The organism is Achromobacter mucicolens (genome assembly GCF_029866465.1).
Taxonomy (GTDB): domain Bacteria; phylum Pseudomonadota; class Gammaproteobacteria; order Burkholderiales; family Burkholderiaceae_B; genus Achromobacter; species Achromobacter mucicolens.
Genome location: NZ_CP123364.1, coordinates 2,702,836 through 2,718,355 on the forward strand (window position 1 = coordinate 2,702,836; position 15,520 = coordinate 2,718,355).

A 15,520-nucleotide genomic window follows, 5' to 3' on the forward strand; every position below is an offset into this window, starting at 1 on the left:
GAAGGCGGGCAGGGGGTCAGGCACGGGGCTTGCGACTAGGTCGGTGCATTTCAACCAAGGAAGGAGCTACGCTATGAAATACCGTGCCATGACCTGCGCGTTTGCTTTGATTGCCGGCGTTGCCACCGCTGGCGGCGCCTATGCCCAGTCCACGGGCCGCAGCACCCCCCCGACTTCGCCGTCCACGACGCCGAACGACGGGGCTGCCGTGCCGCCCAATACCAAGGTGCCCCCGGGCCAGATTCCCCCCGCCCCGAACGCCGCGCCCAATACGGGCACGACGCCGCCGAACCTGGACAAGAGCGGTCACATGAAGTCGGACAAGCATGGGTCGGAAATGCCCAACCGCAAGCGCGAGGCCAATGACAACGTGCCGAAGACCCCGGCCGCTGGCGCTACGCCTCCTCCGGGATATCCGAACACGGGCGGCAGCAAGTAAGCAGCCCAACAAAAAGGCTTCCGCAAGGAAGCCTTTTTTTATGGGCGCCGGGCTGATCAGTGCTGGCGGCGCAGCTCGGCGGGCGGCACGCGCAATTGGCCGCGGTACTTCGACACGGTGCGGCGGGCCAGCAAGATGCCGTTGGAGGCCAGTTGCTGCGTCAGCGCCACGTCGGACAGGGGCATTGCAGGGTCTTCGGCGTCCACCATTTCCTTGATGAGGGCACGCACTGCGGCTGCAGAGCACGATCCGCCCGACTCCGTGGCCAGTTCACGCGAGAAGAAGTGGCGGAACTCGAAAACGCCGCGCGGCGTGGTCATGTACTTGCTTACGGTCGCGCGCGAGACGGTGGACTCGTGCATGTTCAGGTCGTCCGCCACTTCGCGCAGCATGAGCGGGCGCAGCGCCACTTCGCCATATTCGAAGAACATCTGCTGGCGCTTCACGATGGCCTCGGCCACGCGTTGGATCGTGGTGTAGCGCTGTTCGACATTGCGCACCAGCCAACGCGCTTCCTGGAGTTCCTGCGCCATGGGGCTGCGGTCGTCCAGGCGGGCGCGGCGAAAGAGATCCGCGTAGGCGCTGTGCAACCGCGCGCGCGGCATGGCGCTGCGATTGGGCAGCACGCGCCAGCGTCCCTGCCATTTGTCCACGAACACATCCGGCACCACGTACACCGGCGTGTCTCCGCTGTAGCGGCCGCCGGGCTTGGGGTCCAGCCGGCGGATCAGCGCGCAGGCGTCGCGCAGGGCGTCATCGCCACATCCCAGCGCGCGGCGCAGGCCGACGTAATCGTTCTTGCCCAGCCGCTCCAGATGTTCCTGGACGATTTTCTGAGCCAGTGCGCGCGTGTCGTCGTCTTCATCCGGCAGCGCGGCAAGTTGCAGGGTCAGGCACTCGCGCAAGTCGCGCGCGGCAATGCCGGGGGCGTCCAGCTGCTGCACCAGGCGAAGCGCCGCCATCCATTCGGATTCCTCCGGAATCGGGCTGATGTCCGCATCCGCAGCCGTGCAAAGCGCGGACAGCGGCGTGCGCAGATAGCCATCGTCGTCCAGCGCGTCGATGATGAACTCCGCCAGCAGGCGATCACGCGGCTGCAGGTGATAGTTGCCCAGTTCGAAGGACAGGCGATCGCGCATCGACACGTTGGCGCAGGCCCACTGGCCCAGATCGCTGTCGCCGCCGGAGGACGTGTGGGTGGGGTAGTCGCCGGAATAGGCGGGCGCGTCGGGCGGGGGCTCGTCACCGTCCGGGCTGTCTGAGGCCGCAACGGGCTCCGGGGTGGGCTGTCCTTCCATGTCCGCCGTCTCGCCGCGGATGCCAGGCGCAGCCGGGGCCGCCGACTCGGGCTCCGAATCGTCCGGATCTTCGAGAAAAGGGTTTGAGGCCAGCGCGTGCTGCACGGCCGTGGTGAATTCAAGCGCCGACATCTGAAGCAGCTTGACGGACTGTTGCAGACGCGGCGCGAGCGTCATTTGCTGGCGCAGGCGAAGTTCTTGCATGGGGTGGCCCAATCGAGTCTCCTGAAGGGGCGGCCGCCGGAAGGCGGCTCATTCCCCTTCTATATGCAAAGATCGTGCCAACCCCGTTCAAGGGGGCGAAGGCGCCCCGGGAACGCGGCATGCTGAGCCAGTATTACAAACCCGGTGGTAAGAACTGCTCAGGCAGCTTTTTCTGGCTCGTCCTTTTCATAGACATCCAGCCGGTTGTACAGGGTTTTCAGACTGACCCCGAGCGTCTCGGCGGCCAGGCGTTTGTCGCCCGCATGGTGGGCCAGCGTGGCGAGGATGAATTCGCGTTGGGCGCGGCCCAGCGGCATGCCCACCGGAAAGTTCAGCGAACCGTCGCGAACCTGTGCCTGGTTGGGCCCGCGGTTGCGCGTCGCCAAGTCGGCGTCCAACTGAATATCGGCCATGATGTACGCGCGCTGCACCACGTTGCGCAGTTCGCGCACGTTGCCCGGCCAGTCGTGGGCCTTGATCGCCTCGAGCATGGCCGGCGAAAACGTCTTTTGCGTGCCGTGCTGCGCATTGAGCGTATCCAGGAATTGATGCGCCAGCAGCAGGGCGTCGTCGCCGCGCTCGCGCAGCGGCGGCACGCGCAGCGGGATCACCAGCAGACGGTGCAGGAAGTCCTGGCGCAGGCGGCCATCCGCCACCGAGGCGGCCGGGTCGCGGTTGCTGGCGCAGATGACGCGCACATTGGCGCGCAGCAGGTCCGTGCCGCCCACGCGCTGATACGTGCCCACTTCAAGCACGCGCAGGAAATGCACCTGCATGTCCGGCGGCATTTCCGTCACTTCATCCAGGAACAGCGTGCCGCCGCTTGCGTACTCGAAGTACCCGGCGTTTTGCGACACAGCGCCCGTGAAGCTGCCTTTCTCATGGCCGAACAACTCGGCGTGCGCCAGCGATCCGCTGATCGCGCCGCAATTGACGGCGACGAAGGGCTGATCGCGGCGATCGCTCGCCTCGTGGATGGCGCGCGCAACGATTTCCTTGCCAGCCCCACTTTCGCCGATAATGAACACGCTTGCATCGGTAGCTGCGGCAAGTGCGATCTGGTTTCCCAGCTTTCGCATTTGCGGCGACATGCCGCTGGTGTCCGCAAAAACGGAAGTGGGGGAAGGCGCGGTGGTGCGCGGAGCGGTATTTCGACTGGCCATGCTGATTCCTAGTCCCGAAAGCGGGCCTGCAATAATCGCATCGTAGAGGGCGGTCTGCTGTCTGATTGCGACGAGTTGCAAGTATTGGAAAACGTTGTTGGAAACTGGCAGATATTTGCGCCGGCCGACCTCATAGTGACTATTCTGATGGTTATGGAAGGGATACGGAGATAGCATGCCTCACCTGCTTATCGTCGACGACGACGATGCAATACGGGAAACATTGGCCGAAATCGGCCGAGAAAGCGGGTTTTCGGTGGCCCTGGCGGCCAGCGTCAAGGACGCCCTCATCCAGCTCGAACGGCAAGCGCCCGACCTGGTGTTGACGGACGTCCGGCTGCCGGGCGGCAGCGGCATGGACATTTTCAAGAACGTTGCCGTGCACAGCGCAGAAGTGGTGGTGATGACCGGCCACGGTACTGTCGACAACGCCGTGCAGGCCCTGCGCCTGGGTGCGACCGACTATCTGGTCAAGCCCATCTGCATGGAGCGCCTCGAAGAGATCCTGAAGCGGATCATGACCAATTCGGGCGGCGAAATGCCCGGCACCCCGTTTGAAGAACCGGGCCGGTTCGGCAAGCTGTATGGCAAGTCCGAACGCATGCAGACGCTGTATCGTCAGATCGGGCGCGTGGCACCCACCACGGTCACCACCTTGCTGATCGGCGAAAGCGGCACCGGCAAGGAGCTGGCCGCTCACGCCATCCACGAACTCAGCCCGCGCCGGCAGCGGCCGTTCATCGCGGTCAATTGCGGCGCGATCTCGCCCAACCTGATCGAAAGTGAAATGTTCGGGCACGAGCGCGGCAGTTTCACCGGCGCAGACCGTCAGCACAAGGGGTACTTCGAGCGCGCCGACGGCGGCACGTTGTTCCTGGACGAAGTCACCGAAATGCCGCTCGATCTGCAGGTCAAGCTGCTTCGCGTGCTGGAAACCGGCCAATTCATGCGCGTGGGCACCAACCGGGAAATTGCGTGCGACATTCGCGTGGTGGCTGCGACCAACCGGAATCCGGAGCAGGCCGTGCAAGAGGGCAAGCTGCGTGAAGACCTGTACTACCGGCTGAGCGTTTTTCCCATCGAGCTGCCGGCGCTACGCGACCGCGGCAGCGACATTCTCTTTCTGGCGCAGCGCTTTCTGCAGGCGCTCAACGAAGAATCCGGCAAGAACAAGGATTTTTCGCCCGAGGCGGCGGCCGCGCTCGCGCAGTACGAATGGCCAGGCAACGTCCGCGAGCTGAAGAACTTCGTGCGGCGCGCGTTCATCATGGCCGATGGGGATGTGCTGGATCTGGACATGCTTGTGCCGCAGGTATCGCCAGCTGGCGAGTCGGCCGGCGGGCAAGTCAGCGTGCCGGTTGGCGAGACCCTGGCCGAAGCCGATCGTCGTCTGATCCTGGCCACCCTCGAGCGATGCAATGGGGTCAAGAAACAGGCGGCCGCAGTGTTGGGCATCAGTCCCAAGACGCTCTACAACCGTCTTGAGGAATACGCGGCAGCAGGCTACGTGCTGCCCGGCGAGAATTCCCGGACGGGTGGACCGTCCCGGGAATCCGCCTGACGCCGCTTACTTGTTGAAGCGGGTCTTCAGGTCAGCCATGCAGGCGTCCTTGGCGTTGCCGGACATGGCATCGCACTTTTCCTTGCCGACCTTGTAGTCGGCATCGTTGCGCGTCTTGGCCGCGTCGTGGGAGGCTTCGGCCTTCTCCTTCGCGGCCTTGGCGTCGGCCTTGGCCTTGTCGCGCGTGGCTTCGGCCTGCTTCTGGCAGACGTCCTTGGCATTGCCCTTCATGCCGTCGCATTGCTTTTTGTCCATTTTGTATTGGTTGTCGATCTGATCGTTCGTGCGAACGCCGGTCGTGCCCGTTTGCGCGGAGGCCTGGAAAGCCAGGACGGAAAAGCACAGGGCAAAAGCGGGGCAAATCGTTTTGGACAGATTCATGACTGACTCCTTGGGTAAGTGATCCGGTAGTTGGCGGACCCGACTACCCCTAGAGCAAGTAACGTGCCCAGGATTTCCAGGCATGCCACTTGCGCAGGAGGTGCGATGCCATTCGCGATTCATGGATGGCGCGTTTCAAGGAGATGATTCATGACGACCCCAGACGATCAGCAGTCCGCCAAGTCCAAGGCCAATACCCCCAAGGCCAATACCCCCAAGGACGATACGGAGGCGGCGAACCAGAGCGGTCAGTTTGGCGCGGATAAGCCGACCGAGAACGATCAGCCTTACAAGCGGCATTCGGATAAAACGCCGAACCGCAAGGGGCCGGAGTTTGAAGAGGGCGGGCAGTATCCGGGCAAGCGGCCTGACGGCAATTAATGCGAAAGGCGGGCGAAACGGCTTGTTGTCAGCGGGCCGATTCGCCCAATTCGTCAGCCAGACGAAAGAGCATCACGACGCAATACAACGCCGCGAGGCCGATCACGCCGTAGACGGTGCGCGCCGCCGCCATGTGCGGAAAAATTTTCTCGATCACATCCAGATTGACGGCAGCGATCAAACCGCTGTTCAACCCACCGGCCACGACGGCGATCAGCGCCATCCAATCCAGCGCGGACAGGCAGCGCCGCGCTTCGCTGCGGGCAGGCTCGGGCGCCGGCAGGCCCTCGTCGGGCTCGGACCCGGGCAGCAATTCCTCAGTACGGGATATTTCCATCGTCGTTCCTCAGGGAGTGCGGCGCCGGGTCCGGTTCGAGATGGCCTCAGCCACCGTTGCGGACCGGATCGGGCGCGTCGTGCGAGAGGCCGGCTTCGTCCGCGTCGGTGACGCGGTCGGTCGCCACGTCCGCGCCGTCGTCGTCCTGGAAGTCCGGTTCGACGCTCTCGCGTTCGCCCGTGGCCTGGGAGTCGCTATCGGTGTGCCTGAGGTCGCGCGGCAGGTCGCTGGCCGAATCTGAAGAGTCGCTGGGACCCAGATCGGGACGGCCGCTTTCGTCAAGGTTGATATCGGTGTCGGGTATACGGGGCATGAGCATTCTCCGGATAAGCGCGCGCGGGATCGGAACAGGCGGTGCGCGCAGCAGCGGGTGCGTGGCAGGCAGCAAGCGCCATGCCGACGTCGCGATGGGCAGGGCGGTTCCGGCAGCGCAGGTATGGAAGTTGCTCCTTGATTGAAAATTTTTCCCCGGGAGATTGTCATGTCCTTGATTGTCGCTGCACGGTTCCAGACCTTCGACGAAGCCACGCTGGCCGCCCAGAAGTTGTTCGCCGAGGGCTATACCGAGGATGACATCCACACTTTTTACGTCAGCATTGCCGGCGAGCATGGGCGCTTTCCGCTGGGGGGCGACCGGATCGCGGACCCCGACGCCAAAGGCGGGCATTTTGGCGCGGTGGCCGGCGCTTCGTTGCTGGGGCTGGTGTTCGCGCTGGTGGCAGGGCTGATTGCTGCGCAACTGGCCGCCTCGATCTTCATCACGATTGCCGCCGCCGGGGTGGGCGCCTACATCGGGGCGTTGGCGGGCGCCATGTGGGTGGTCGGCCGCAAAAAGCGGGTGCGCACCGCGCCGGGCGAGCCCGAGAAATCGCACCCGCCCGTGCGCCAGGCCGGTGTCATGCTGGCGCTGCACGTGGACCTTGGGCGCGAGCAGCAAGCCCGCCAGATCTTGCGCGCCGCGGGCGGCACCGACATCGAACGGGCCAATGGCCGATGGCAGGACGGCAAGTGGCAGGATTTTGATCCGCTGGATCCGCCGCGCCGGGTGGAAGCGCCGACCACCGCCAATTGAGTTCCGCCCAGTCACGCACGGAGACAGCACCATGAAGCCATTCACTAAAACGTCATTCGCCGCGCTTGCCGCAGCGGTTGTGCTTGCGGGCGCGGGCCCGCTATCGCACGCCGCAGAACTGGACGCCTCGGACGCGCGCTTCCTGCAGGCTGCCTCGGGTTCGGGAATTTTCGAAGTGCAGGCCGCCGAGCTGGCAGGCAAGCGCGCCAAGGACGCACAGGTGCGCGCGTTTGCGGCCAAGATGCTTGAACAGCACACGGCGGTGAACAAGGAGATCCACGCGTTGGCAGCGGCCAAGAACATCTCGCTGCCCGATCAGCCGGCCGAGCCCGATCGCGCCACGCTGCATGAATTGGGGGAAAAGACTGGTGCCGAGTTCGACCAGGTGTATATCAAGAAGGCTGCCGTGGACGCGCACGCGACCGCCAATCGCCTTTTTGAAACAGCCGCCAAGGAGTCGGAAGATGCGCAGGTGCGCGACTTTGCGACGCGCACCTTGCCGATGTTGAGCGATCACTACGCGATGAGCCGCGCGTTGGGTCGCGAGCCCGCCGTCAATGGCGACAAGATCCATCCTGCGCCCAAGGGCGAAGCGCCGCCGGTGTCCCCGGCGTCGCGCGCCGCGCCGGCCTCGGTGGTGCCGGAGAAGTGAGGATCGCTCAGTCGCCCGCGCTGCCCGTGATGGGCAGCACGATGCCGGTGATATAGCTCGAGCATTCGGGCGATGCCAGAAAGACGTAGGCGGGCGAGATTTCCTCCGGCTGAGCGGGGCGTCCAAGATCGGTCTTTTCACCAAATGACTTGATGTCTTCGGCGCTTCGGTCGGCCGGATTGAGCGGCGTCCAGACGGGACCGGGTGCGACCGCGTTCACGCGAATACCCTTTTCGGCCAGGTTCGAGGCCAACGAACGGGTGAACGCGTGGATGGCGCCTTTGGTCGATGAGTAGTCCAGCAACTGGCCGCTGCCATTCAGACCCGTGACTGATCCCGTATTGATGACGGCGCTGCCGGGCTTCAAATGTTCCAGCGCGGCGCGCGCCATGTAGAAATAGGCGCTGATGTTGGTGCGCAGCGTCTTGTCCCATTTTTCGTCGCTGATTTCCGGCAGCGTCTCGGTGTGTTGCTGGTAGGCCGCGTTGTTGACCAGGATGTCGAGCTTGCCGAAGTGCTTGACCACCTGCGCGACGGCCTCGTTGCAGAAGGCGGAATCCTGGACGTCTCCCGGGATCAGCAGGCACTGGCGGCCTTCGGCTTGAACGGCGCGGCTGGTCTCCCTGGCATCCTCGTGTTCATCGAGGTACATCACTGCAACGTCCGCGCCTTCGCGGGCAAACAGGACGGCGACGGCCCGGCCGATGCCGGAGTCAGCGCCGGTGATGATCGCAACCTTGTCTTGCAGCTTGCCGCTGCCTTTGTAGCCGGGCGCCTGATACTGGGGCTTGAGCACCATGTCGGCTTCAACGCCTGGCTGTTCGTCCAGGTGCTGCGCCGGCATGGGCGGGGTGGGGTGAGGGCGGTCGCCGGTCTGGGCGCTTTTGGGGGTGCTCATGTGTTCTCCCATTGGGCGGCGCGGGATGCGCCTTGCAATGGAAGTCGAGCAAACGCCGTGCCCGGCGACCGCACGGGAACGGCCTACTGGCGGCCGACGATGACGCCCAGCAGAAAGGCCGCGCCCGCCACCAGCCCGACTGCCTGCCAGGGACGCGCGTGGATGTAGTCTTCGGTGCAGTCCAGGGTCTCGCGCATGAGGTCATGGGCGTTGTCGGACGCCTCGCGCAGGCTCTGGCGCGTGGCTTGCAGCTGGTCATTCAGGCGCGCCTTCAGGGCTTCAAGGTCCGTTGCCGAAGTGTCGCTGAGCGTGGCTTCCAGCTCGTCGATCCAGCTTTCCGGATGCCGCGAGCGCCTGTAGGCGCCACGATTGTCGGGGCCGTTCTCGGGGAAGTCGGAAGGCATGGGGGTATTCGTGGTGGCCATCGAAAGCTCCTGACTGTCGGGCGGAAAAATGCGCCGTTGCGGCCGGCCCGGGCGGCCGCGCGGCGGGGCGAGGCTTACGCCTCGACCATGTCTCGGCATGCCAGCGTGCAGGCGATGCAGGCGCCTGCGCAAATCTGGCAGTGCTCGGCGTCGTGCGTGGAACATTGCCGCGCACAGGCATCGCAGACCAGCGCGCACAACGTGCAAAGCGCCTGAGCGAATTCGCCGCCGCGGGCCAGCATGGCCGCGCACAAGCGGCAGACCTCGGCGCAATCGGTGCACAAGGCGATGTTCGCGCGCATCTGCGCCGGATTCTGTCGCAGACACGCGGCCGCGCATTGATCGCACGCTACCGCGCATTCATAGCAGGCTTGCACACATTGTTCGAAGTTTGGGTCTCGCATTGCATCTCCTTGTGAGCGGCCGCGGCCGCCCGGCCACACAGGCGCGGCTGGCGCGGCGGCACATCCGCTTGCAATTTGAAGGTCTTGACAGTTTTTCCTGCGGGCGAGGGGCCGTAGGATGAAGGTTCGCAACTGGCGGGAGAACACCGTGAAACCTTCGTCCACATCCAAAACCACCTCGCCGGCGCGCGCCGGCAAATCCGCGCAGGACAACGCTAAGATACTGCCGCCGAGCGGTCCCGTCGACGTGCCAAATCTACCGGATAAACCCGATGCCGATACGCCCGACGAGGCCGCGCGCGACAAGCGCGAGGTGGTCGACAACAAGACCGAATCGAATTGGGCCGACGGCTCCGCACCGCAGCCCCGCGCCAAGAATGCGCGCTCCTCGATTCTCTGATCACGCATCGCCGGCGTCCTGCTCATGAAGAAAGGCGAGCAGGCGCCGCTCGTCGGCGCTGAGCCCGCGAGGGCCTGCTGGCGCGGCCGTGCGCGCGGGCAGCGTACCAGTCAGGTAGGCCTCCATGATGGCTGGGTGCACGTAGCACGCGCGGCACACGGCGGGCGTGTTCGCCAGCCGTTTTGACACGGCCTTGATGACGTCCACCGCCTCCTGCTTGGCGCGGCGCTCGTCTTCGAACGGGCGCGCCTGCAGCGCGGCAAAGGCCATCACGGAGCCCGCCCAGGTGCGATAGTGCTTGGCGGTGTATTCGCCGCCGCCGGCGTGACGCAGGTAGGCATTGACCGCGCCGGAATCAACCGGGCGCTTGTCGCCGTCGGCATCCAGATACTGAAACAGCTGCTGGCCCGGAATGTCCAGGCATTGCTTGATGATGCGCGCCACGCGACGGTCCGTGACCGTGACGTCGTGGGCCACGCCGCTCTTGCCCTGGAATCTGAACCGGAAACGGCTGCCGGCCACGGTCGTGTGACGGCGCTTGAGCGTTGTCAGGCCGTAGGACTTGTTGGCACGCGCATATTCGCGCCCGCCAACGCGGATCAGGGTGATCTCCAGCAGGCGGACCAGGGTCGCGACCACCTTGTCCTGCGTGAGGCCCGGTATCTTCATGTCGCGCTCGACCTGACGCCGGATCCTGGGCAATGCGTGGCCGAAGGACAGCAGATTCTTGTATTTGGTGGCGTCGCGCACCGCCGTCCAGCCGGGGTGATAGCGATATTGCTTGCGGCCGCGCGCATCGCGCGCCGTGGCCTGAAGATGCCCGTCCGCCAGCGGGCAGATCCATACGTTTTCGTACGCGGGCGGGATGGCCAGGGCATTGATGCGCTGGATCTGCGCCTCGTCGGTGATGCGCGCGCCTTTCTCGTCCAGATAGTGAAACGTATGGGCGTTGACGCGCACGCGGGTGTAGCCGGGCTGCGTGTCGTCCACATAGGTCAGCGATGCCTCTTCGACGGGCAACGGGTCCGGGTCCTTTTGCGTGCGGGTGCTCATTCAATCTCCGGGTGCGCGCGGTAGCGCTGGGCTACAGCATGCCGCGTTCCCGGCGGCGGCGATCGCGGGCGTGGACGGCTTTGGGCACGCCGCTTGCTGAATGCCTTGTCGGCAATCGCGCCGCCGGAAACGCCCGCCGACCGGCCGCGCTGCCCGCGAGAGAATCTTCAGAGGAGAGTGCAATGCAAACCGTCCTGCAACTACATGTGCCGCCGAAGCCGGATCCGATCCCGCCCGGCTCGCCGCCGGGGGACTTGCCGGTCGACCCGGATACCGATGAGCCGGACGTGGACCTGCCGCCGCTGTCCCCGCCCGTCAAGGAAATGGTGCCGCCGAAAGACGCCTGATCCTTCGCCCCTTCCACAACTCAAATCAATAAATCCAAGGAGTCATTATGTCGACCATCCTGCTGATCATCCTGATCCTGTTGCTCATCGGCGCCGTCCCCGCCTGGCCTCACAGCCGTAGCTGGGGCTACTACCCGAGCGGCCTGTTGGGCATCGTTGTGATCGTGCTCATCGTGCTGCTGTTGATGGGACGCATATAGCGCCATGACACGCTGATGGCCGCCGGACGCCAGCGCGTCTGGCGGGCCGCCAGCAGGGCCCGGGGTGGCCGTGCCGTTCTGGCGCGCGCGCCGCGTCGGGCGTAAGATCTGCGGGTTTCAGCAGCAACCCACCTAGATCCCGCAGCCCCATGAGCATCCCCTTACTCATCCTGATCGACAGCGTTCAGGACTATCTTCCCGTCATCGAATCCCAGGGCTTTCGCCCAATTCTCGCCACCACCGACCAGACCCGCGCGCAGGCCATCCAGGCGCATGGCGGGCAGATCCGCGCCGTCCTGACGCGTGGCGCCACTGGCCTGCGAGCCGACGAAATGGCCGCGCTGCCGAACCTGAGCATCGTCTGTTCGCTGGGCGTCGGCTATGAAAACATCGATCTCTTGGCGGCGCATGCGCGCGGCATTGTCGTGACGAACGGGCCGGGCGCCAATGCGGTTTCTGTCGCCGATCACGCAATGGCGCTGCTGCTGGGCGCGGCGCGCCGGCTGCCGCAGGCGGACGCGTGGGTCCGGCAGGGCCACTGGAGCGGCTTCATGGGGCCGCAGGTCAGCGGCAAGCGTCTGGGCATTTTGGGCCTGGGCACCATCGGCCTGGAAATCGCCCGCCGGGGCGCGAATGGGTTCGGCATGAGCGTCGGGTATTACAACCGCCGCGCCCGGCCGGGGTCGGGCTACACCTATTTCGACAACCCCCGCGCGCTGGCCGCGGGATCGGACTTTCTGGTGGTGGCCACCCCGGGCGGCGCCGGCACGCATCATCTGGTTGACGCCTGTGTGCTGGAGGCGCTGGGTCCGGATGGGTATCTGATCAATATCGCGCGGGGCAGCGTGGTCGATACCAACGCGCTGATCGCGGCGCTGGCCGAGCGGCGCATCGCGGGCGCGGGCCTGGACGTGGTGGACGGCGAGCCGTTCATACCCGATGCGCTCAAGCAACTGGACAACGTGGTGCTGACGCCGCACAGCGCGGGCCGCTCGCCTGAAGCCGTGGCCGCCACGGTTGCGCTGTTCTTGGAAAACGCCACGGCGCATTTTGCGGGCAAGCCGGTGCTGACGCCGGTTCGCGACGCGCAGCCCGAGGCGGCCTGATACTGCTCCCGGCCGAAATGCACCGAAGCCGCGCCCGGTGAGGGGCGCGGCTTCGTGTGGGCGGGCAGGGGATGCGCGTTAGTGCGAGAACATGATGGGCACGGTCATGCTTTTAAGGATGGAAGCGGTGGCGCCGCCCATGGCCCATTCCCGGAACTTGCTGTGGCCGTACGCGCCCATGACGATCAGGTCCGCGCTGTAGTCCGCGGCGGCATTCAGGATGGTGCTGCCCACGCCGACGCCCTTGATGTCGCGGCGCACGTGATCGGGCGCGGGGATGCCATGCGCAACGCAATAGCTGGCCAGGTCTTCGAAGGGGATGGATTCGACATTGCGCGTGGCGGCCCCTTCGTCCATGGTCAGCACGACCACATGCGAGGCGCCCTGTAGGAGCGGTGCCGCATCGGCCAGCGCGCGGGCGGCTTCGCGGCTGCCGTCCCAGCACAAGAGGACCCGCTCGCCGACCACCGCAAAATCACCGCTGGACGGCAGCACCATGACGGGGCGGCCGGCGGTCAGCAAGGTTTGTTCAACGAATTCGTTTTCGTGCGCGGCTTCGACGTCGTCGCGGTTTTGCTGGCTGACGATGATGAGGTCGCTGGCCCGGCCGTGCAGGGCAACGGTGGCGCTGGGCGAGGATTCGCCGGCCCGGACGACGGCCGGCACGTCGGCGGCCGCTGCCGCTTCCAGAAAGGCGTTCTGAACCGCACCCCGATTCTGTGCCTGCAGGTTCTTCATGATGTTCAGCGTGCGCGACATCATGACGGATTCGCCGTAGTAGTACTGCGGCGGCGCGGAGCTGGCGTAGACCCCCACCAGTTCGGCCTTGTGGCGCTTGGCCAGTCCCAGCGCCAGCGCGGTGCGGCGGGTGCAGTCAAACCCGTGGTCCAGGTGGACGGTAATGCGGCGGTACATGGTGGGCCTCCTTGGTTAAAAGCGTGCCACCGTATGGTTGCCGTTTCGCCCGCGGGCTCCATTGATGTGCGTCAAACCTGTCTGAGTTTGGTCTCGCCGGCGCAATGAGAGGCCGTTATTGCGCCATTTCGTCGCGCTGTACGCGTTCGCGCAGTTGCCGGATCTGGCGCGCCTGCTGGGCGATGCGGTCCAGCGGGGCGGCGAGCGCCGGTTCGGCGTCGGCGATGACCGGCGGGACGCCGATGCGTCGTGCGTCTCCGGGTGGGGTGGGGCCTTCGGGGTGCAGCACGTGCGCAAGCATGGCGCCGTAGTCGCGCAGCGCGACGGCGGCCGCTGACGCCGAGGGTAGCGCTGGCTGGATTTCCAGCACCGTGCCCGCCGCCGTGATGCGGCGCATGGCGTTGAGCAGGTTCACCGCGGTGTCCACGTTGCGCTCGCGATGCACCGGATTCTGCTGAAGCCGCTGGAGAGAAGCCTCGGCATTGTCGGCCGACAGGCAGGCAAGCCTGCGCAGGCCGACGATGTCCTGCGAAGACGCGTCGCCGCTCTTTTCCTGCGTCAGGGCCAGCGCGTAGTCCGCGTGCCGCTGCAGCGCGCGCGCCAGGGCGCCGGCAAGCTGCCGCGGTTCCTTCTCGGGCCAGACCAGAAAGCCCACCAGCAGCGCCAGGATGCCGCCCAGCACGCTGTTGAACGCGCGTAGCGCGGCCAGCATGGGCTCGTAGATCTCGGGCTGCTGGATGTGGCTGACCAGCACGAACTGCGAGGTGAGGAAAAAGGTGAAGAGCGCGTAATGGATGGTGCGCGCGGCAAACGTGCCCAGCGCGATCGGCAGCACCGCCAGCGCCACCGACAGCGGCGTGCTGAGCAGAAGTCCCAGCAACGATGCGCCGATGGCGCCCGCCACGCTGCCGATCACGCGCTCGACGGTGCGTTGCCAGGTCGTCGCAAAGTAGGGCTGCAGGATGAAGACCAGCGTCAGCGACATCCAGTAGCCGTGGTTGACGGCAAAGGTCTTGGATAGCGCGACGGCAATGGTGGCGCCCACGCCGACGCGAAACGCATGGCGGAAGGCATCGGATTCGAACCGCAGGTTCTGGCGCAACGTTTGCCAGGCCTGGCGCGCGCCGCTTGCGTCGCGGGCGCGTTGGGCGGGCGCGGCGGGCGCGGCGCCCTGGTCGAAAAGGGTGTGGGAGACCGCCTGAGCTGTGTGCAGCAGGCGGTCCAGCACCGGCACCACGGTGGCCAGGTCGGGCGCGTAGGCCATGGCGCCGCCGCGCAGATCGCGCAGCCCGGCGTTGTAGTGGGCCAAGCGCTCGCGCAGGCAATCGGCCTGCTTGGCATCGCTGACGTCGGAGGTGCTGGCGATGGCGTTGCAGACGCTGGCGTACCGGTGCAGGGCGTGCGACAGGTGGGCGCCGGCGCTGCGGCCCAGCCAGCGCGGCGCGTTCGATTCCAGCAGGTCGGCCGCCGCGACCAGTGCGATGAAACTGTCCTCGGCGCTGTCCAGCAGGTACATCAATTGATGCGCGCGGGCCCGGCGCGACGGCCGGGCATCGAGCACTTCGCGGATGCGGACGCGAGCAGCTTCAAGTGCGGCGCGCTGGGCGCTGCGCTGGGGCTTGACGACGGCGGTCCAGGCTTGTTGCCCCGCGGCGGGCGCCAGGCCCGAATACATGCGAGCCAGCGCGTCGGAAAAATCGGCCAGCCCCCGGTAGCAGTGCGCGACCGCATGGGTTGCGTCCTTCCAGGGACGGCGGCGCCAGACGAGCGCCGTCATCAGGATGGCCCAGACCGCGCCCGCCAGGAAGAACAGCGTGTACCAGAGGCTTTCCATCAGCGTCGGCGCGGGCAGCTCGGCGGCCACGACGAAGCCGGCCGACAGCAGGGTGCCCACGATGGCGGCGGCCGGTCCCAGCACGCGGAGCAGCCCGCCGAACGTGCAGCAGACAAACGTAAGCGGCAACAGCAGCCAGAGGTGCGCCGCGCTGGCGCTGGCCAGCAGGCAGAACAGGGCGCCGATCAAGCCCAGCGCCAGCATCGATCCCGCGCGCTTGCGCAAGGGGCCGCCGGGGTCGCCGAAGCAGGCCCAGAACGCCGCGATGGCGGTCCAGCCCAACCGCGGTTCGTGCACCAGCACGGCAAGGATGACGGGGGCCGCGCTGATGGCGGCGGCTTGCAGGGCGTCGAGCCACAGCACATTGCGCAGGGAAGCGCGCCAACGGGTAAGCAGACTAGTCACGCGAAGAGGGGAAATACAGCGGAAATGGAACGCGGGCCGGGCCCG

General features: G+C 66.0%; 20 protein-coding genes. 9 read left to right on the forward strand and 11 right to left on the reverse strand.

All coding sequences use genetic code 11. The annotated features are described in order from the left end of the window. Positions 1–73: 73 nt before the first annotated feature. Entirely contained in the window at positions 74–439 is a 366-nt protein-coding gene (locus QEP15_RS12375; RefSeq protein WP_056317659.1) for a hypothetical protein, read from the forward strand. A gap of 56 nt (positions 440–495) precedes the next feature. Here the strand turns inward: QEP15_RS12375 and QEP15_RS12380 are convergent, their stop codons facing one another. After that, the gene (locus tag QEP15_RS12380) at positions 496–1,941 is read right to left on the reverse strand and encodes an RNA polymerase factor sigma-54 (RefSeq protein WP_280148825.1); all 1,446 of its coding nucleotides are present in this window, start codon (positions 1,939–1,941) and stop codon (positions 496–498) included. Between the two features lie 158 nt (positions 1,942–2,099). Next, positions 2,100–3,020 carry a sigma-54 interaction domain-containing protein gene (locus QEP15_RS12385; protein WP_193725372.1) on the reverse strand — a complete coding sequence of 307 codons (921 nt, stop codon included), beginning with the start codon at positions 3,018–3,020 and terminating at the stop codon, positions 2,100–2,102. 259 nt (positions 3,021–3,279) lie between these two features. Here QEP15_RS12385 and QEP15_RS12390 point away from each other — a divergent pair, with 259 nt between their 5' ends. Further along, positions 3,280–4,665, forward strand: a complete 1,386-nt coding sequence (locus QEP15_RS12390; RefSeq protein WP_175155450.1) for a sigma-54-dependent transcriptional regulator — start codon at positions 3,280–3,282, stop codon at positions 4,663–4,665. Positions 4,666–4,671: 6 nt separating this feature from the next. Here QEP15_RS12390 and QEP15_RS12395 read toward each other — a convergent pair whose 3' ends face one another. Next, positions 4,672–5,046 (reverse strand): hypothetical protein, encoded by a 375-nt coding sequence (locus QEP15_RS12395; protein WP_056317667.1) that lies wholly within the window; start codon positions 5,044–5,046, stop codon positions 4,672–4,674. A 150-nt stretch (positions 5,047–5,196) separates the two neighbouring features. Here QEP15_RS12395 and QEP15_RS12400 point away from each other — a divergent pair, with 150 nt between their 5' ends. Then, complete coding sequence (locus tag QEP15_RS12400) at positions 5,197–5,427, forward strand: hypothetical protein (protein ID WP_175155452.1); 231 nt, start codon at positions 5,197–5,199, stop codon at positions 5,425–5,427. Between the two features lie 28 nt (positions 5,428–5,455). Here the strand turns inward: QEP15_RS12400 and QEP15_RS12405 are convergent, their stop codons facing one another. After that, positions 5,456–5,764, reverse strand: coding sequence for a DUF378 domain-containing protein (locus tag QEP15_RS12405; RefSeq protein WP_217618025.1), 309 nt, complete (start codon positions 5,762–5,764; stop codon positions 5,456–5,458). 46 nt (positions 5,765–5,810) lie between these two features. Further along, on the reverse strand, positions 5,811–6,077 hold the full coding sequence (locus QEP15_RS12410; RefSeq protein WP_062839533.1) for a hypothetical protein: 267 nt from the start codon (positions 6,075–6,077) through the stop codon (positions 5,811–5,813). Positions 6,078–6,245: 168 nt separating this feature from the next. Here QEP15_RS12410 and QEP15_RS12415 point away from each other — a divergent pair, with 168 nt between their 5' ends. Together QEP15_RS12415 and QEP15_RS12420 are read left to right on the forward strand one after the other, a co-directional pair. Next, a complete protein-coding gene (locus QEP15_RS12415) occupies positions 6,246–6,836 on the forward strand; it encodes a phage holin family protein (protein ID WP_062839532.1) in 591 nt (196 codons plus the stop codon). A 31-nt stretch (positions 6,837–6,867) separates the two neighbouring features. Next, complete coding sequence (locus QEP15_RS12420) at positions 6,868–7,488, forward strand: DUF4142 domain-containing protein (RefSeq protein ID WP_280148826.1); 621 nt, start codon at positions 6,868–6,870, stop codon at positions 7,486–7,488. Positions 7,489–7,495: 7 nt separating this feature from the next. Here the strand turns inward: QEP15_RS12420 and QEP15_RS12425 are convergent, their stop codons facing one another. The 3 genes from QEP15_RS12425 to QEP15_RS12435 form a co-directional block, all read right to left on the reverse strand. Continuing rightward, positions 7,496–8,386 (reverse strand): SDR family oxidoreductase, encoded by an 891-nt coding sequence (locus QEP15_RS12425; protein WP_280148827.1) that lies wholly within the window; start codon positions 8,384–8,386, stop codon positions 7,496–7,498. Positions 8,387–8,469: 83 nt separating this feature from the next. After that, positions 8,470–8,811, reverse strand: a complete 342-nt coding sequence (locus tag QEP15_RS12430; protein WP_056317694.1) for an ElaB/YgaM/YqjD family protein — start codon at positions 8,809–8,811, stop codon at positions 8,470–8,472. Positions 8,812–8,885: 74 nt separating this feature from the next. After that, positions 8,886–9,215 (reverse strand): four-helix bundle copper-binding protein, encoded by a 330-nt coding sequence (locus QEP15_RS12435; RefSeq protein ID WP_152384409.1) that lies wholly within the window; start codon positions 9,213–9,215, stop codon positions 8,886–8,888. A gap of 118 nt (positions 9,216–9,333) precedes the next feature. On the opposite strand from QEP15_RS12435, the gene QEP15_RS12440 reads away from it, so the two are divergent. Further along, positions 9,334–9,615, forward strand: coding sequence for a hypothetical protein (locus tag QEP15_RS12440; protein WP_226849307.1), 282 nt, complete (start codon positions 9,334–9,336; stop codon positions 9,613–9,615). Here the strand turns inward: QEP15_RS12440 and QEP15_RS12445 are convergent, their stop codons facing one another. Next, the gene (locus QEP15_RS12445) at positions 9,616–10,668 is read right to left on the reverse strand and encodes a DNA topoisomerase IB (protein WP_180099448.1); all 1,053 of its coding nucleotides are present in this window, start codon (positions 10,666–10,668) and stop codon (positions 9,616–9,618) included. 182 nt (positions 10,669–10,850) lie between these two features. On the opposite strand from QEP15_RS12445, the gene QEP15_RS12450 reads away from it, so the two are divergent. From QEP15_RS12450 to QEP15_RS12460, 3 genes are all read left to right on the forward strand, one after another. Continuing rightward, on the forward strand, positions 10,851–11,015 hold the full coding sequence (locus tag QEP15_RS12450; RefSeq protein ID WP_280148828.1) for a hypothetical protein: 165 nt from the start codon (positions 10,851–10,853) through the stop codon (positions 11,013–11,015). Between the two features lie 47 nt (positions 11,016–11,062). Continuing rightward, the gene (locus QEP15_RS12455; RefSeq protein WP_076520934.1) at positions 11,063–11,215 is read left to right on the forward strand and encodes a DUF3309 family protein; all 153 of its coding nucleotides are present in this window, start codon (positions 11,063–11,065) and stop codon (positions 11,213–11,215) included. A gap of 149 nt (positions 11,216–11,364) precedes the next feature. Continuing rightward, positions 11,365–12,321 (forward strand): 2-hydroxyacid dehydrogenase, encoded by a 957-nt coding sequence (locus QEP15_RS12460; protein WP_280148829.1) that lies wholly within the window; start codon positions 11,365–11,367, stop codon positions 12,319–12,321. A 78-nt stretch (positions 12,322–12,399) separates the two neighbouring features. Here the strand turns inward: QEP15_RS12460 and QEP15_RS12465 are convergent, their stop codons facing one another. Next, on the reverse strand, positions 12,400–13,236 hold the full coding sequence (locus tag QEP15_RS12465; RefSeq protein WP_280148830.1) for a universal stress protein: 837 nt from the start codon (positions 13,234–13,236) through the stop codon (positions 12,400–12,402). A 115-nt stretch (positions 13,237–13,351) separates the two neighbouring features. After that, positions 13,352–15,475, reverse strand: a complete 2,124-nt coding sequence (locus QEP15_RS12470) for an FUSC family protein (RefSeq protein ID WP_152384413.1) — start codon at positions 15,473–15,475, stop codon at positions 13,352–13,354. Between the last annotated feature and the right edge of the window lie 45 nt (positions 15,476–15,520).

Coding starts and splice junctions, on each gene's coding strand:
- QEP15_RS12375 (WP_056317659.1), top strand. CDS start 74: ATGAAATACCGTGCCATGACCTGCGCGTTTGCTTTGATTGCCGGCGTT.
- QEP15_RS12380 (WP_280148825.1), bottom strand. CDS start 1,941: ATGCAAGAACTTCGCCTGCGCCAGCAAATGACGCTCGCGCCGCGTCTG.
- QEP15_RS12385 (WP_193725372.1), bottom strand. CDS start 3,020: ATGCGAAAGCTGGGAAACCAGATCGCACTTGCCGCAGCTACCGATGCA.
- QEP15_RS12390 (WP_175155450.1), top strand. CDS start 3,280: ATGCCTCACCTGCTTATCGTCGACGACGACGATGCAATACGGGAAACA.
- QEP15_RS12395 (WP_056317667.1), bottom strand. CDS start 5,046: ATGAATCTGTCCAAAACGATTTGCCCCGCTTTTGCCCTGTGCTTTTCC.
- QEP15_RS12400 (WP_175155452.1), top strand. CDS start 5,197: ATGACGACCCCAGACGATCAGCAGTCCGCCAAGTCCAAGGCCAATACC.
- QEP15_RS12405 (WP_217618025.1), bottom strand. CDS start 5,764: ATGGAAATATCCCGTACTGAGGAATTGCTGCCCGGGTCCGAGCCCGAC.
- QEP15_RS12410 (WP_062839533.1), bottom strand. CDS start 6,077: ATGCCCCGTATACCCGACACCGATATCAACCTTGACGAAAGCGGCCGT.
- QEP15_RS12415 (WP_062839532.1), top strand. CDS start 6,246: ATGTCCTTGATTGTCGCTGCACGGTTCCAGACCTTCGACGAAGCCACG.
- QEP15_RS12420 (WP_280148826.1), top strand. CDS start 6,868: ATGAAGCCATTCACTAAAACGTCATTCGCCGCGCTTGCCGCAGCGGTT.
- QEP15_RS12425 (WP_280148827.1), bottom strand. CDS start 8,386: ATGAGCACCCCCAAAAGCGCCCAGACCGGCGACCGCCCTCACCCCACC.
- QEP15_RS12430 (WP_056317694.1), bottom strand. CDS start 8,811: ATGGCCACCACGAATACCCCCATGCCTTCCGACTTCCCCGAGAACGGC.
- QEP15_RS12435 (WP_152384409.1), bottom strand. CDS start 9,215: ATGCGAGACCCAAACTTCGAACAATGTGTGCAAGCCTGCTATGAATGC.
- QEP15_RS12440 (WP_226849307.1), top strand. CDS start 9,334: ATGAAGGTTCGCAACTGGCGGGAGAACACCGTGAAACCTTCGTCCACA.
- QEP15_RS12445 (WP_180099448.1), bottom strand. CDS start 10,668: ATGAGCACCCGCACGCAAAAGGACCCGGACCCGTTGCCCGTCGAAGAG.
- QEP15_RS12450 (WP_280148828.1), top strand. CDS start 10,851: ATGCAAACCGTCCTGCAACTACATGTGCCGCCGAAGCCGGATCCGATC.
- QEP15_RS12455 (WP_076520934.1), top strand. CDS start 11,063: ATGTCGACCATCCTGCTGATCATCCTGATCCTGTTGCTCATCGGCGCC.
- QEP15_RS12460 (WP_280148829.1), top strand. CDS start 11,365: ATGAGCATCCCCTTACTCATCCTGATCGACAGCGTTCAGGACTATCTT.
- QEP15_RS12465 (WP_280148830.1), bottom strand. CDS start 13,236: ATGTACCGCCGCATTACCGTCCACCTGGACCACGGGTTTGACTGCACC.